This is a genomic window from Acidovorax sp. SUPP950, assembly GCF_030158935.1.
Taxonomy (GTDB): Bacteria; Pseudomonadota; Gammaproteobacteria; order Burkholderiales; family Burkholderiaceae_C; genus Paracidovorax.
This window is the reverse complement of the sequence record NZ_BQXE01000001.1, coordinates 672,129-686,235: the sequence shown is the minus strand read 5'-3', so window position 1 is coordinate 686,235 and position 14,107 is coordinate 672,129. Positions and strand designations below refer to the sequence as shown.

The window sequence follows — 14,107 nt, the reverse complement described above, 5'->3', positions numbered from 1 at the left end:
TTGCTCTTTAGCAAGTTTTGCCCGCCTCGTGCGGGCATTCTTTTTTGTGCTGTCAGCGGAGAGTAAGGGTCGTGCTCAAAATGGATTCCACCGGACGGGGCATCGCCTCCCCTAAGGAATTCGGGCTGTGACCAGGCCGCAATGCCTGCCCGACTTTGCCCGCCCCTGTGCGGGCATTTCTTTTGGCGCAGTGGGTTTCCTCGGCATGGCGCCGGGAAGCCACCGGTCAATCGTCGGCCGACGCGCTCCAGCGGCTGCCCCAATCACGCGCCTGATCGATGCTGCGGCGATCCCGCTTGGTAGGCCGGCCTTCGTGCAGGCTGGCGGCGGGTTCGGGCGCCAGGCGGCGCTGCTCCGCGGCGTTTTCACGGGCGGCGATGCTTTCCATCGTTTCTTCATAAAGCAGTTGTGCCACGGGCGCGGGGCCACGCATACCGCTCAGTGCGCGCACCCGCACGGTCCGATGCGTGGGGCCCTGGCGCAGGTCGACGGTATCACCGGCCCGCAGTTCTCGGGCTGCCTTGGCCGCCTGGCCATTGACGGTCACGCGGCCTTTGCCGATCTCTTCCACGGCCAGCGAGCGGGTTTTATAGAAGCGGGCACACCACAGCCATTTGTCCAGGCGCATCGATTCGGGAGCGTTCATGCGGCCATTTTCTTCCGATCGGCGGGCTGCGGATTGTCGGCCGATGCCAACGGAAGGCGCACCACCGCATCCAGCCCGGCAACCCGTGCGCCGTCCATCCGGTTGGACAGCTCGATCTGTCCGTCCAGCGCCTGCACGATCTCCTGGCAGATGGCCAGTCCCAGGCCGGAGCCGGTGCGCACGTCGCCGGCCGAGAACGGCTGGAACAGGCGCTGCGCCAACTCGGCATCGATGCCCGGGCCGCTGTCGGCCACGGTCAGCGCCACGTGGCGCCCGTCCGTGCGCAGTTCGACCGACAACATGCCGGACACCGGTGTATGTCGGATCGCGTTGTGCAGCAAATTGCGGGTGAGTTCGCGCAGCATCCATTCGTGTGCCTGGACGGGGGCCGGGTCGGTGTGGATGCCGAAGTCCAGGTCGCGCTGGGCGATGAGGGGCGACAGTTCCAGGGCGATCGCCCGCAGCTCGTCATCCAGCCGGGTGACGGGTGGGGCGCTTTGCTGGCGCAGTTGCTCGACCTTCGCCAGCGCGAGCATCTGGTTGGCCAACTGGGTGGCGCGCTCGACGGTGTCGCTGATCTCATGCAGCGCCTGCTCCGGGGGCGCGTCGCCACGCAGCGCGGACTGCACCTGGGTCTTGAGCACGGCCAGCGGCGTGCGCAACTGGTGCGAGGCATCGCGCACGAAGCGTTTCTGGTGCGCCAGCAGGTACGACAACCGCAGCATGACGTGGTTGGTGGCGTCGATGAGCGGCTGCAGTTCGCGCGGCGCGGATGGCGCGGAGATGGGGCGCAGGTCGTCCTCGGGCCGGTTCTGCAGCCGCGCGCTGAGCTGCCGCACAGGGCGCGTGGCCTGTTGCACCACCAGCACCACGATGACGCCGATGGCCACCACCAGCAGTGCCTGCCGCGCCAGCGTGGTCCACAGGATCTGCAGGGCCAGGGTCTGGCGCAACTCCAGCGTTTCCGCCACCTGGATCACGGCCATGCCGCGGCCCTGGGGCGTGGCGACGGGCTGCAGCAGCACGGCCACGCGCACGGGGCGGCCGCGGAACTGGTCGTCGTAGAAGTCCACCAGCGCGGCATAGGGCGGGCGGGCAGGAATGCTGCCGTGCCAGAACGGCAACTCGGCAAACCCCGATACGAGGCCGCCGTGCAGGTTGGACACACGGTAGAACATGCGACTCTGGTTGTCTGCCTCGAAAGCCTCCAGCGCAGAGTACGGAACGATGGCACGCAGCTGGGCCGCGTCGTCGTAGCCGGTCACGTCGATCTGCTCGCTGATGCTCTTGGCCGAGGCGAGCAGCGTGCGGTCATAGGCGGTGTGCAGCGAGGCCAGTGTCTGCCGGTACAGGCTGTGGGTGTTGTAGGCGATGAACAGCGAGGCGGGCACCAGGATGCCCACCAGCAGTTGCCGGCGCAGCGATCGCGTGCGGGGGCGCGCGTCGGCGCGCTTCATGCATCGGCCTTGAGCAGGTAGCCCAGCCCCCGCAGGGTCATGAGCGTGAGGCCGGTGCCCACCAGCTTCTTGCGCAGGCGGTAGACGACGACCTCGATGGCCTCGTACTGCACGTCGAGCTGCCCGGGAAAGACCAGTTCGTACAGGCGCTCCTTGGTCACCGCATGGCCGGGCTGGGCGAGCAGGGCGTGCATGAGGGCCAGTTCGCGCGGGGTGAACTCCATGACCTCGTTGCCCAGGTAGATGGCGCCGCTATCTTTTTCATAGCGCACTGCCGCGATGTTGATTGTGCTGGAGGCCGATTTAGCCTCAGGTGCCTCGCCGGTCCGGCGCACCAGCGCGCGCAGCCGCGCCTCCAGTTCGTCCAGGTCGAAGGGCTTGGGCAGGTAGTCGTCGGCGCCGGCGTTCAGGCCCAGCACGCGGTCTCCCACGGTGCCGCGTGCGGTGAGCAGCAGCACCGGGGTGCGCAGCCCCTTGGCACGCGCCTGCTGCAGCACCTGCAGGCCGTCGAGGCCGGGCAGGGTGAGGTCCAGCACGACGGCATCCGGGGCACGCGCGGTCCATTGCGCGAGGGCGGCGCGGCCGTCGCCGAGGGCCGTGACCTCCATGCCGCGGCGGGTCAGGGAGCGTTGCAGCGTGGCCTGCATGGCCGGGTCGTCTTCCACGAGAAGCAGTTGCATGCGCGGCACCTTAGCACCGCTCGCAGCGGCGCCGAAGATGGGTGTTTACCCTGAGCGCGCGGACAGCCGTTTGACAGGAACGGCGCGCATCATCAGCCCGTTCGTACAACTATGAATCCAGGAGACAACGATGCGCCGTGACACCTTCCTCAAATCCCTGGCGGCCCTGGCCGCGGCCGGCGCGCTGCCGCTGTCGGCCCGCGCTGCCACCGCCGTCAAGATGATGCTGCCGGCCAACCCCGGCGGCGGCTGGGACACCACGGGCCGTGCCCTGGGCCGCGCGCTGCAGGACGCCGGCGTGGCCTCGTCCGTCACCTACGACAACAAGGGCGGCGCGGCCGGCGCCATCGGCCTGGCGCAGTTCGTCAACTCCAGCAAGGGCGATCCGAACGCGCTGATGGTGATGGGCTCGGTGATGGTGGGCGGGATCATCACGGGCAAGCCGCCCGTGAACCTGTCGCAGGCCACGCCGATCGCTCGGCTGACCAGCGAATACAACGTGTTCGTGCTGCCGGCCAGCTCGCCCTTCAAGACCATGGGTGACGTGATCGCCCAGCTCAAGAAGGACCCTGGCAGCGTGAAGTGGGGCGGCGGCTCGCGCGGCTCCACCGAGCACATCGCCGCGGCGATGATCGCCCGCGAAGCCGGTGTGGACCCGGCCAAGATCAACTATGTGGCGTTCCGCGGAGGCGGCGAGGCGATCGCGGCCATCCTGGGCGGCAACGTGACCATCGGCGGTGGCGGCTACAGCGAGATGGCCGAGTACATCAACACCAAGAAGATGGTGCCGGTGGCGGTGACCTCGGGCCAGCGCCTGAAGGGCTCTTCGGTGCCCACGCTCAAGGAGCAGGGCATCAACGTGGAGATCGGCAACTGGCGCGGCGTGTACGCCGCCCCGGGCATCTCGGCCGAGCAGCGCAAGGGCCTGGTGGACATGGTGGCCAAGGCGCTCAAGAGCAAGAGCTGGGCCGAGTCGCTGGAGAAGAACGACTGGACGCCCGCATGGCTGGCCGGCGATGAGTTCGGCGCGTTCGTCGATGCCGAGTTCGCCAGCCTGCGCGCCACGATGGTCAAGGCCGGCATGGTCTGACCCCCGGTGTTGCCCACGCGGTGCGGCGCCCGGCCCGGGTGGCGCACCGCCGTGACCTGCGCGGCCGCCGAACCCCAGCGCTGAAATCAATGCACCCCGTGCCGGTGGCCCCGGGGGATGACGAGGACACAAGCATGTCGGAGCCTATCGCTTCTTCCCCCCCTTCCCTGGCCGAGCCCGACCCCGGGCCCAGCACGGTGCCCGGCACGCGCATGCAGGCGGCCGTGGGCGCCGCCGTGGTGCTGATCGCGGGCGGCCTGGCCTTCGGCGCCGTGAGCATTCCCTCGAACGCGGGCTACGGCGGCGTGGGTCCGAGCTTCCTGCCCTGGCTGGTGGCCGGCGTGCTGGCCTTGTGCGGCGGGGTGCTGCTGTGGGAGGCGCTGTCGGGCGGCTTTCGCTCCATGGACGAGCCTGGCGGCGCCGCGCACGCCAACAAGGTGGCGTTCGTCTGGGTGTCGTCCGGATTGCTGCTGAATGCGGCGCTGATCGCCACGGTGGGCTTCATCCTGAGCTGCACGCTGTGCTACGTGCTGGCGGTGCAGGGGCTTCGCCGGGCGGCCGGTCAGCCGTCGGCCGGTGCGGCGCGCACCTGGGCGATGGACGTGCTGACCGGCGCGCTGATCTCGGCGCCGGTCTATTGGGCTTTCACGCAATTCCTGGCGATCAACCTGCCGGGTCTCACGCAAACAGGGTGGCTGTGATGGAAATCTTCGACGCATTGCTGGCGGGCTTCGCCACCGCGGCCACTCCGGCCAATCTCCTGTGGGCCCTGGTGGGCTGCGCGCTGGGCACCGCCGTGGGTGTGCTGCCCGGCATCGGCCCCGCCGTCGCGGTGGCCATGCTGCTGCCCATCACGGCCAAGGTCGAGGTCACGGCCTCGATGATCTTCTTCGCCGGCATCTACTACGGCGCGATGTATGGCGGATCGACCACCTCCATCCTGCTTAACACGCCCGGGGAGACGGCGAGCATGGTCACGGCCATGGAGGGCAACAAGATGGCCAAGAGCGGGCGCGCGGGTGCGGCGCTGGCCACGGCGGCCATCGGCTCGTTCGTCGCCGGCACCATCGCCACCGTGGTGGTGACGCTGTTCGCCCCCTACGTGGCCGACTTCGCCGTTCGCCTGGGGCCGCCGGAATATTTCATGCTGATGGTGCTGGCCTTCACCACCGTGAGCGCGGTGCTGGGCAAGAGCACGGTGCGCGGCCTCACGGCGCTGTTCGTGGGCCTGGCCGCCGGCCTGGTCGGCATGGACCAGATCTCCGGCGCGGCGCGCTACACGGCCGGCCAGCCCGAACTGCTGGACGGCATCGACATCGTGCTGGTGGCCGTGGGCCTGTTCGCCGTGGCCGAGGTGCTGTATGCCGCAATGTACGAAGGCCGGGTGGTGGACACGCAAAACCGCATGGGGCGTGTGCACATGACGGCGCGCGACTGGAAGCGCTCCATTCCCGCCTGGCTGCGCGGCACGCTGATCGGCACGCCGTTCGGCTGCATTCCCGCCGGCGGCACGGAGATCCCGACCTTCCTGAGCTACGCCACCGAGAAGAAGCTGGCCAAGGGCGATGACAAGGCCGAGTTCGGCAAGGAAGGCGCCATCGAAGGCGTGGCGGGCCCCGAGGCCGCCAACAACGCCACGGTGACGGCCGCGATGATCCCGCTGCTCACGCTGGGCATCCCGACCTCCAACACGACGGCCGTGCTGCTGGGCGCGTTCCAGAACTACGGCATCAACCCCGGCCCGCAGCTGTTCACCACGTCAGCCACGCTGGTGTGGGCGCTGATCGCCTCGCTGTACATCGGCAATGTGATGCTGCTGGTGCTGAACCTGCCCATGGTGGGCCTGTGGGTCAAGCTGCTCAAGATTCCGAAGCCCCAGCTGTATGCGGGCATCCTGATCTTCGCCACGGTGGGGGCCTACGGCATGCGCCAGAGCGCGTTCGACCTGTTCCTGCTGTATGGCATCGGCGTGCTGGGCGTGCTGATGCGCCGGTTCGATTTCCCCACCGCACCGGTCGTCGTGGGCATGATCCTCGGGCCCCTGGCCGAAGCGCAGATGCGCAATGCGATCTCGATCGGCGAGGGCAGCTGGTCGATCTTCGTCACGCGGCCCATGTCGCTCACGCTGATGGTCATCGTGGTGGCGGTGCTGGTCGTGCCCCGCCTGATGCGCGGGTGGGCCGCGCGGCGCCTGGCCCTGGCTACCGCTTGATCGGTGCGCGTGCCGTCGTCAGCGGGGAGGCCAGGGCGGCTTCTCCGCTGGCGGTTTTTCCGGGGGAAGTGGTCGCCGGGCTGGCGGCCCTGCGGCCCAGCCAGAGGTAGAGCCCGCTGCCCAGCACGATGATGGTGGCGATGTCCAGCAGCGCCCAGAGGATCTTCATCGGCATGCCGCCGTAGTCGCCGAAGTGCAGCGGCTGCGACACCAACAGGGCCACGAGGTACCAGGGCAGTTTGGGCGCGGCAGTCACCTCCGCCGTCTTGGCATCCACCAGCACCGGCTGCAGCAGCCGCGACGTGAGCGGCTCGTTGCCGCGCAGGAAGAACGTGTGGTGGTGCGGGCTGGAAAACGACGTGCCCGGAAAAGCGATGAACGACAGCTTGGTGCCCGGTGCGCGGGCCAGGGCCGCGTCCAGCGATTTCTGCACCGAGGCGCGCTCGGCCACGGGCGTGATCGGCTGGCCGTTGTAGGGCGCCAGCAGCGCGCTCAGTTCGTCGTACTGCCAGTATTTGACGAGCAGATCGGCCCAGGTGTTGATCATGCCGGTGCCGCCCACCACGAAGGCCCACACCAGCGTGACGATGCCCAGCAGGTTGTGCAGGTCGAGCCACTTCACGCGCGTCGAGCGTTCGCGCCGCACCTCGCCGAAGCGCAGCTTGCGCATGAAGGGTGCATACAGCACCACGCCCGTGACGATGGCCACCAGCAGCAGCAAACCCATGAAGCCCAGGAACAGCTTGCCCGCCAGGCCCGCGAACAGGTCCACGTGCAGCTTGAACATCACGTACATGAACCCCTCGTCGAAGCGCGGCTGCGCCAGCAGGGCGCCGGTGCGCGCATCCACCGCCACCGAGCGGAAATCCTCGGTGGGGGCGGGCGTGGGCGTGAGGGTGGCGAACCACAGGTCGGTGCTGTCCTCGGGCTGCGAGGCGAACTGCACCACCCGGTCCGGGTGCTGTGCACGTGCCACGTCCAGCACGCGGTCCAGGCTGACGTGCGGCGTGCCGGCGGGCATGGGCGGGGCTTCCACCTCGGTGCCCAGCAGGTGCCCGATCTCGTGGTGGAAGATCAGCGGCAGGCCTGTGAGGCACAGCAGCAGCATGAACACGGTGCAGACCAGGCTGCTCCACTTGTGCAGCCAGGTCCAGGTCTTGAGGGAGCGTGCAGTCAGCATGGTCGGGGCAATGGATGGGTGCGTCGCGGCGCGATCAGAAATCCACGCTGGCGCTCAGCGTGAACGTGCGGGGCGCGGCCACCACGAGGTAGCCGGAGCCCGGGTAGCCGCCGGCGGAGGCCCAGTAGTTGCGGTCGGTGGCGTTGTCCACGCGGGCGCGCAGGGTGACCAGGCGACCGCTCCACTCGGTGGCGTAGCGCACGCCAAGATCCAGGCGCGTCCAGGCGGGCACGCGCAGGGTGTTGGCGTCGTTGGCATAGGTGGCGCCGGTGCGCACCACGCGCGCGTCCAGGGCCAGGCCCTGCGCGCCTGGCACGTCCCATTCCGCGCCCAGGTTCGCCTGGAGGCGCGGCACGCCGATCACGCGGTTGCCATTGAGCGCGGCATTGCCGGTCTCGCGCTGCTTGGCATCCAGCCACGTCATGCCGCCGAGCACGCGCAGGCCGCGCGTGGCCTCGCCGTACACGTTGAGCTCCACGCCCTGGTGGCGGTCCTTGCCGGACGATGCGAACACGTTGGCCGCGTTGACGATGGCGCGCGGCTTGGTCGTGCTGAACAGCGCCAGCGAGCCGCCGATCCGGCCAGCGTCGTACTTGAGGCCGATCTCCTTTTGCTTGGCGACGTAGGGCGACAGCTGCTCGCCGCGGTTGACCACCGGCGTGCCGTTGGCCGTGGCGGGCGCGGTTTCGCCCTTGCTCAGGCTCTCGACATAGTTGGCGTACAGCGACAGCTGCTTGCTGGCCTTGAACACGGCGCTCGCCAGGGGGCTGGTGCGGCTTTGCTCGTAGCGGTTGGTCAGGGCCGAAGTACCGTAGGCATAGTCGGCCACGTCGAGCTTCTGGTGGCGCAGGCCCAGCGTGACGAGGACGGTGTCCTGCACGAAGGACATCGTGTCGCCCACCGCGAAGCTGGTCATGCGGGTGCGGCCGGTCAGGTTGGGGCTGGCGAGCGTGCCGCCATAGCCCGCATTCGCGCTGAAGGCGGGCTGTGCGTAGGGCGTATAGGCATAGAGGCTGCCGGGGCGGGTGTTCAAAAAGTCGAATGCGTAGGCGTTGTCTTTCTCGGCATCGAAGTACGAAGCCGAGGCCACCCACTCATGGCCCACGCTGCCCGTGCGGGCCTTGCCGCGCACGCCCAGCTCGCCCGTGTTCACCCGGTCCTTGCGGGTGTTGTCGAAGCGGTAGGTGCTGCCTTCGCCGGTGGTCGAGTTGCTCACGCTGAGGTTGGCCAGCGAGTTGGACTCTTCGCTGCGGCGCAGGCCCCAGGCGCCCCACGCGGTCACATCGGGGCTGATGTCCACTTCGCCCCGGAAGGTGCCGAACAGGTCGCGCTCGTTGGAGTACGTCCAGGGCTGCGAGAAGTTGGCCGAGGCGTCCGGCGCGGCGGGAATGAAGTTGGCGTTCGCGCCGTTGAGGGTGACGTTGGTGCGCGTTCCTTTGAGCTTGTTGTCCTGCCAGCCGATGTCGCCCGACAGGCGCACGTCGCGGCTGCGCCAGTCGAGGCCCACGGAGACCAGGCCCAGCTGGCTCTTTTCATGGTCCACGGCGGTGTCGCCGTCGCGGTAGGCGGCATTCAGGCGGATGCCGGTGCTGTTGTCGGGGCCGAAGCGGCGCGCGATGTCGGTGGACACCTGGCCATACCCGCCCGAGCCCGTGCCCACGGTCACGCGCGACAGCGGCTCGTTGGGCGCGCGCTTGGGCAACAGGTTTATCGCGCCGCCGATGCCGCCGCCGTTGGGTGCCGCGCCGTTCAGGAACGCCGAGGCGCCGCGCAGCAGCTCCACGCGCTCGAAGAGCTCGGTCGCGATGTACTGGCGCGGCAGCAGGCTGTACAGGCCGTTGTAGGCCACGTCGTCCGAATCCAGCAGAAAGCCGCGGATGAAATACGTTTCCTGGAAGTTGCCGAAGCCGCGCGCCAGCCGCACGCCGGCATCGTTTTGCAGCACCTCGCCCACGCTGCGCGCCTGCCGGTCCTGGATCAGTTCGTTGGTGTAGCTGGTGATGCTGAAAGGCGTCTCCATCGCATCGCGCGTGCCCAGGATGCCGGCCCGCCCACCGCGGGCGACCTGGCCGCCGGGGTAGGCGGGCGACAGGCCCTGCGCCGATGCATCCGCGCTGGCGCCCACCGTCACCGTGGGCAGGGTGGGGGCATCCGCCGAGGTGGCCGTGGCCTGGGCATTGGCCTGGAGCCCGAACGTGGCGAGGGCCAGTGCGACGGCCAGGGCGATGGGGGTGTGCTGGTTCATGGGCATGGGAGGGGCAAGGTCAGGAAGGGCGTGAATGAATGAAAGGGGCGGCGCGGCGTGGACAAGTCCGTCCAGGAGCCAAGTGCATCGGGCCACGGAAAATCGGGACCGGGCTCAAGCCGGGGGCGGACGGCGGCGAAGGCCGAACCAGGCCATGGCGGCCACCGGCACCCCCAGCGCCACCCAGGACCAGACGTCTCCCCAGCCATCGCTGACCAGGGCGCTCAGCAGGCCGGTGGCGGTGAGCACCCCCAGCGCGATGGGCCAGCCCCACAGCGGAAAGAAGCCGCCAGGGGTCGGGCGGAGGTCGGACGGTGGTTCGATCGGTGGTGGCATGGGCGCAGTCGGGAGGGGCGGTGGCGACGGCAGGGGCCGCCACGCAGGGCCAGCGAGGCGCAGCGAGCGCCCCGGGGAGAGGCTCTCCCCGGGGCTCCCCACCAGGGCGCTGTTTTTCAAGGCGGCATGTTAAATGATATTGCGAATGGTTCGCATTGTTTTTGGTTGAGATTCCTCACCGTGGCATGATCCGCACTTGAAAACATTGCAACGCCTTGTGGATGCCGCCATTGGCAACGCCCCGCACCGCCATTGCATACTCTCCACGACAATTTCATTCCGTTTCCCCGCTGCAGGAGATTTCCGATGCGACCGCTCATTCCCCGCGCCATTGCCCTCGCTGCCCTGACCGCCGCCCTCCTGGTCGCCTGCGGTGGCGGCGGCGGCAACACCGTGGACTTCGATTTCAACGTGCGCCCGTCCTACCTGGCCAGCCTGCGCCAGGCGACCTACGACGGCGTGGACGACGATCTGCTGACCGCCGGCCTGGGCCGCACCGGCCTGGCGGACCCCGATGCCCCCGGCTACGAAGGCGCCCAGCCCACGGCGGCAGAGTTGCGCCGCAACGCCATCTATACCAATTACCGCGCGCTGCTGGACATGACGGCCGCTGGCGGCTACGGCACGCTTTACGGACCCAACGTGGATGCGCAGGGCCGCGTGACGGCGGGCGAGGGCAAGATCGCGGGCACCGAAACCATCGCCTACTACGACGATGGCTCGGGCCGGCAGAACGTCACGCTGATGGTGCAGGTGCCCGACACCTTCAACCCCGCCAGGCCCTGCATCATCACCGCGACGGCATCGGGCTCGCGCGGCATCTACGGCGGCATGTCCACCGGCGAGTGGGGCCTCAAGCGCGGCTGCGCCGTGGCCTACACCGACAAGGGCACGGGCGCGGCCCCGCATGACCTGCAGGCCGACACCGTGCCGCTGATCGACGGCACCCGCACCTCGGCCACCTCGGCCGGCACCAGCGCCGCGTTCAACGCCGGGCTGTCGGCCGCCGACCTGGCCGCGTTCAATACCGCCACGCCCAACCGCTTCGCGTTCAAGCACGCCCACTCGGGGCAGAACCCCGAGAAGGACTGGGGCCTGGCCACGCTGCGCGCGGTGGAGATGGGCTTTTACGTCATCAACGAACGCTTCGGCGATCTGTCGCCGGGTGGGCAGCGGCTGCGCACCTTCAAGCCGTCCAACACCATCGTCATCGCCTCCAGCCTCTCCAACGGCGGGGCCGCCGCCATCGCCGCGGCCGAGCAGGACACTCAGGGCCTGATCGGCGGCGTGGCCGTGTCGGAGCCCGCGGTGCAACTGCCGGCCAACCCCGGCGTCACCGTGCGTCGCGGCACCACCGACGTGGCCGTGAACAGCCGCACCCTCATCGACTACACCACCTACGCGCAGCTGTACCAGGCCTGCGCCGCGCTGGCACCCTCCATCAGCGACAGCCCGTACGCCAGCACGTTCGCGGTGGGCTTCGCCAGCCCGTCGCTGCCGATCGCCTCCAACCGCTGCGAGGCGCTGCGCGCGCAGGGGCTCATCACCGGCGGCAGCACCGTGGCCCTGGCCGAACAGGCGCTGGCCCGGCTGCGGGCTTACGGCTGGGAGGCGGAATCGGTGGCGCAGTACCCGTCCCTCGCCGGCTTCGAGGTCGTGCCCGCCGTGGCGGTCACCTTCGCCAATGCGCTCTCGCGTTCAAGCGTGAAGGACAACCTGTGCGGCTACAGCTTCGCGGCGACCACGGCACAGGGCGCGGTGACGCCGCTGGCGCCCGCCGCGCTGGCCGACATGTTCGCCACCGGCAACGGCGTGCCGCCCTCTGCGGGCGTGCAGCTCGTCAACAACCGCAGCCTGGGCGGCGCCACGCGCGACGTGCTGTCGCAGAGCGCCACCGGCGCGCGCGACTGGAACCTGAGCGGCGCGCTGTGCCTGCGCAACCTCGTGACGGGCACCGACGACGCGGCGCAGCGGCTGCAGGCCGGCGTGGACGAAACCCGCCGCAGCGGCAACCTGCGCGGCAAGCCCGCCATCATCGTGCACGGCCGCTCGGACGCCCTGCTGCCGGTCAACCACACCTCCCGCCCCTATGCGGCCCTGAACCGCCGGGTGGAAGGCGCCTCCAGCCGCCTGCGCTACATCGAGGTGACGAACGCACAGCATTTCGACAGCTTCATCGGCCTGACCGGCGTGCTGCCGGGCTACGACACGCGCTACATCCCGCTGCACGTGTACCTGAACCGTGCGCTCGACGCCATGTACGACCACCTCGCCAACGGCACCGCCTTGCCCGCCAGCCAGGTGGTGCGCACGGTGCCACGCGGCGGCCAGCCGGGCAGCGCGCCCGCGATCACGGCGGCCAACGTGCCGCCCATCGCCGCCACGCCGGTGAACGGCAATGCCATCACCGTGACCAGCGGCGCGATCAGCGTGCCGGAGTGAGCGGGGCCGCACTGCGGCCCGTGGCGGGTGGCCCGTGTCGCATGCGGCCACAGGTTTGCTATTGAATCAATAGCATGATGCCGGCGATTTGATTGCGCTGAAGGCCTGTCGGGCTGTGTTGCCGGGCCCTTCAGCGCTCGGCGGATCGCGCCGGCCCCTGCGCGGTGGGGGGCGGGCCATGCGTGGCCCACAGCGCCTCGACGCAGGCCTGTACCGAGGCCCCCGCCGTATCGATCTCGAAGTCCGCATCCCGGGGCTCGTCGTAGGCCCCGCCCACGCCGGTGAACCCCGGCAACTGGCCGGCCCGGGCCCGCGCATACAGGCCCTTGGGGTCCCGGGCCTCGCACACGGCCAGGGGCGTGCGGACCCACACCAGGCGGCAGCGGTCCTCGCCCACGATCTGGCGCATCCGCTGGCGGTCGCTCTCCTGGGGCGAGATCAGGGCGGCGACCACCCACAGTCCGGCCTCGTTGAACAGGCGCGCCACTTCGGCCGTGCGGCGGATGTTCTCGCTGCGGTCGGCGGCGCTGAACCCGAGCGAGGCGTTCAGGCCGCCGCGCAGCACATCGCCGTCCAGCACCGTGCAGGCGATGCCGCGGGCCTGGAGCCGGCTGGCGAAGGCCTGCGCCAGCGTCGTCTTGCCCGCGCCCGACAGGCCGGTGAACCACAGCGTGCGGGTGGCGGAAGGGGCGGAAATCTGCATGGCGGGCCGTTCGTGCTCGGCGTGCCTCAGTGCCCGTCCCAGCCCTGCAGGTGCTGCTGGGCGATCTGGCTGAGGCCGGTGATCCAGGCGTTGTCGTCATTCATGCAGGGGATGTAGCGGAACGCCTGGCCGCCCGCGTGCAGGAACGCCTCGCGCGCTTCCTGGTTGATTTCCTCCAGGGTTTCCAGGCAGTCGCAGGGAAAGCCCGGGCACATCACGTCCACGCTGCGCGTGCCGGACTGGGCCATCTGGATGAGCGTGGGCTCGGTGTAGGGCTCCAGCCAGCGGGCCTTGCCGAACCGCGACTGGAAGGTCACCCGGTACTGCTCGGGCGAAAGGCCCAGGGCCTGCGCCACCAGCGTGGCGGTGGTCAGGCATTCCTGCTGATAGGGGTCGCCCAGCTGCACGTTGCGCGCGGGAATGCCGTGAAAGCTCATCACCAGTTGCTCGGCCCGGCCACCCTCGCGCTTCCAGTGCGCGCGCACGCTCTGCGCCAGGGCCTGGATGTAGCCCGGGTGCGCGTGGTAGCTGTTCACGAAGCGAAACTCCAGCAGCCGCCGCTGCCTGCGCGTCCAGGCCTGCACGTCGTCCACCACGCTGGCCGTGGTGGTGGACGAATACTGCGGATACAGCGGCAGCACCAGCACGCGCTCCACGCCTTCGGCCTGCAGGGCATCGAGCTGCGAGGCGATCGACGGCTGCCCATAGCGCATCGCATGGCGCACGCGCACGCCCAGGCCCGCCTCGCCCAGCCAGCCGCGCAGCAGCGTGGCCTGCTTGGCCGTCCACACGGCCAGCGGGGAGCCTTCCGGCATCCACACGCTCGCGTACTTGGCGGCGGATTTGGCGGGGCGGATGCGCAGGATGATCCCGTACAGGATAGGCAGCCAGGCCACGCGGGGAATCTCGACCACGCGCGGATCGCCCAGGAACTGCGCCAGGTAGCGGCGCAGCGCCGGCGCGGTGGGCGCCTCGGGGGTGCCCAGGTTGCACAGCAGCACGGCGGCGCGGGACAGGCCGGCGGCGGATTGCGCGGCGGCAGGGGGGAGGGGGGGCAGGGCGCCGGACAGGGGGGCCGGCGACGAGGGCGCGGAGGTGGGGGAGGGCATGCCCGCA

12 protein-coding genes are annotated in these 14,107 nt (G+C 69.7%); 4 read left to right on the top strand and 8 right to left on the bottom strand.

Annotation, left to right across the window (positions count from 1 at the left end):
* Positions 1 to 226 precede the first annotated feature (226 nt).
* From AVME950_RS03285 to AVME950_RS03275, 3 genes are read right to left on the bottom strand one after another with little or no spacing between them, the layout of a single operon-like run.
* A complete protein-coding gene (locus AVME950_RS03285; RefSeq protein WP_284428749.1) occupies positions 227 to 646 on the bottom strand; it encodes an RNA-binding S4 domain-containing protein in 420 nt (139 codons plus the stop codon).
* A complete protein-coding gene (locus tag AVME950_RS03280) occupies positions 643 to 2,103 on the bottom strand; it encodes a sensor histidine kinase (protein ID WP_284428748.1) in 1,461 nt (486 codons plus the stop codon). The genes AVME950_RS03285 and AVME950_RS03280 overlap by 4 nt, the downstream gene beginning before the upstream one ends.
* Positions 2,100 to 2,783: a response regulator transcription factor gene (locus tag AVME950_RS03275; protein ID WP_272563980.1), complete on the bottom strand. Its 684-nt coding sequence runs from the start codon at positions 2,781 to 2,783 to the stop codon at positions 2,100 to 2,102. Before AVME950_RS03275 ends, AVME950_RS03280 begins: the two co-directional genes overlap by 4 nt.
* Positions 2,784 to 2,913: 130 nt before the next feature.
* On the opposite strand from AVME950_RS03275, the gene AVME950_RS03270 reads away from it, so the two are divergent.
* From AVME950_RS03270 to AVME950_RS03260, 3 genes are all read left to right on the top strand, one after another.
* On the top strand, positions 2,914 to 3,873 hold the full coding sequence (locus tag AVME950_RS03270) for a Bug family tripartite tricarboxylate transporter substrate binding protein (protein ID WP_272563979.1): 960 nt from the start codon (positions 2,914 to 2,916) through the stop codon (positions 3,871 to 3,873).
* A gap of 134 nt (positions 3,874 to 4,007) precedes the next feature.
* Entirely contained in the window at positions 4,008 to 4,574 is a 567-nt protein-coding gene (locus tag AVME950_RS03265; protein WP_284428747.1) for a tripartite tricarboxylate transporter TctB family protein, read from the top strand.
* Positions 4,574 to 6,085 (top strand): tripartite tricarboxylate transporter permease, encoded by a 1,512-nt coding sequence (locus AVME950_RS03260; protein ID WP_284403549.1) that lies wholly within the window; start codon positions 4,574 to 4,576, stop codon positions 6,083 to 6,085. The genes AVME950_RS03265 and AVME950_RS03260 overlap by 1 nt, the downstream gene beginning before the upstream one ends.
* Here AVME950_RS03260 and AVME950_RS03255 read toward each other — a convergent pair.
* The 3 genes from AVME950_RS03255 to AVME950_RS03245 all read right to left on the bottom strand — a co-directional run bounded on the left by AVME950_RS03255 (position 6,075) and on the right by AVME950_RS03245 (position 9,846).
* Positions 6,075 to 7,265, bottom strand: coding sequence for a PepSY-associated TM helix domain-containing protein (locus AVME950_RS03255; RefSeq protein ID WP_502869352.1), 1,191 nt, complete (start codon positions 7,263 to 7,265; stop codon positions 6,075 to 6,077). The two genes, AVME950_RS03260 and AVME950_RS03255, sit on opposite strands and share 11 nt — an antisense overlap.
* Positions 7,266 to 7,299: 34 nt before the next feature.
* A complete protein-coding gene (locus AVME950_RS03250) occupies positions 7,300 to 9,510 on the bottom strand; it encodes a TonB-dependent receptor (RefSeq protein ID WP_284428746.1) in 2,211 nt (736 codons plus the stop codon).
* Between the two features lie 114 nt (positions 9,511 to 9,624).
* Positions 9,625 to 9,846 carry a hypothetical protein gene (locus AVME950_RS03245; RefSeq protein ID WP_284428745.1) on the bottom strand — a complete coding sequence of 74 codons (222 nt, stop codon included), beginning with the start codon at positions 9,844 to 9,846 and terminating at the stop codon, positions 9,625 to 9,627.
* A 306-nt stretch (positions 9,847 to 10,152) separates the two neighbouring features.
* Here AVME950_RS03245 and AVME950_RS03240 point away from each other — a divergent pair, with 306 nt between their 5' ends.
* Positions 10,153 to 12,288: a D-(-)-3-hydroxybutyrate oligomer hydrolase gene (locus tag AVME950_RS03240; RefSeq protein WP_284428744.1), complete on the top strand. Its 2,136-nt coding sequence runs from the start codon at positions 10,153 to 10,155 to the stop codon at positions 12,286 to 12,288.
* A gap of 130 nt (positions 12,289 to 12,418) precedes the next feature.
* On the opposite strand, the gene cysC is transcribed toward AVME950_RS03240, so the two are convergent.
* Both cysC and hemH read right to left on the bottom strand, forming a co-directional pair.
* Positions 12,419 to 12,991, bottom strand: coding sequence for an adenylyl-sulfate kinase (cysC, locus tag AVME950_RS03235; RefSeq protein ID WP_284428743.1), 573 nt, complete (start codon positions 12,989 to 12,991; stop codon positions 12,419 to 12,421).
* Positions 12,992 to 13,017: 26 nt separating this feature from the next.
* Positions 13,018 to 14,100, bottom strand: coding sequence for a ferrochelatase (gene hemH / locus AVME950_RS03230; RefSeq protein ID WP_272563973.1), 1,083 nt, complete (start codon positions 14,098 to 14,100; stop codon positions 13,018 to 13,020).
* Between the last annotated feature and the right edge of the window lie 7 nt (positions 14,101 to 14,107).

Excerpts from the sequence above, each read along its gene's own strand:
- cysC (WP_284428743.1), bottom strand. The coding sequence starts at position 12,991 with ATGCAGATTTCCGCCCCTTCCGCCACCCGCACGCTGTGGTTCACCGGC.
- AVME950_RS03265 (WP_284428747.1), top strand. The coding sequence starts at position 4,008 with ATGTCGGAGCCTATCGCTTCTTCCCCCCCTTCCCTGGCCGAGCCCGAC.
- AVME950_RS03260 (WP_284403549.1), top strand. The coding sequence starts at position 4,574 with ATGGAAATCTTCGACGCATTGCTGGCGGGCTTCGCCACCGCGGCCACT.
- AVME950_RS03275 (WP_272563980.1), bottom strand. The coding sequence starts at position 2,783 with ATGCAACTGCTTCTCGTGGAAGACGACCCGGCCATGCAGGCCACGCTG.
- AVME950_RS03245 (WP_284428745.1), bottom strand. The coding sequence starts at position 9,846 with ATGCCACCACCGATCGAACCACCGTCCGACCTCCGCCCGACCCCTGGC.
- AVME950_RS03240 (WP_284428744.1), top strand. The coding sequence starts at position 10,153 with ATGCGACCGCTCATTCCCCGCGCCATTGCCCTCGCTGCCCTGACCGCC.
- AVME950_RS03270 (WP_272563979.1), top strand. The coding sequence starts at position 2,914 with ATGCGCCGTGACACCTTCCTCAAATCCCTGGCGGCCCTGGCCGCGGCC.
- AVME950_RS03285 (WP_284428749.1), bottom strand. The coding sequence starts at position 646 with ATGAACGCTCCCGAATCGATGCGCCTGGACAAATGGCTGTGGTGTGCC.
- AVME950_RS03280 (WP_284428748.1), bottom strand. The coding sequence starts at position 2,103 with ATGAAGCGCGCCGACGCGCGCCCCCGCACGCGATCGCTGCGCCGGCAA.
- hemH (WP_272563973.1), bottom strand. The coding sequence starts at position 14,100 with ATGCCCTCCCCCACCTCCGCGCCCTCGTCGCCGGCCCCCCTGTCCGGC.
- AVME950_RS03250 (WP_284428746.1), bottom strand. The coding sequence starts at position 9,510 with ATGAACCAGCACACCCCCATCGCCCTGGCCGTCGCACTGGCCCTCGCC.
- AVME950_RS03255 (WP_502869352.1), bottom strand. The coding sequence starts at position 7,265 with ATGCTGACTGCACGCTCCCTCAAGACCTGGACCTGGCTGCACAAGTGG.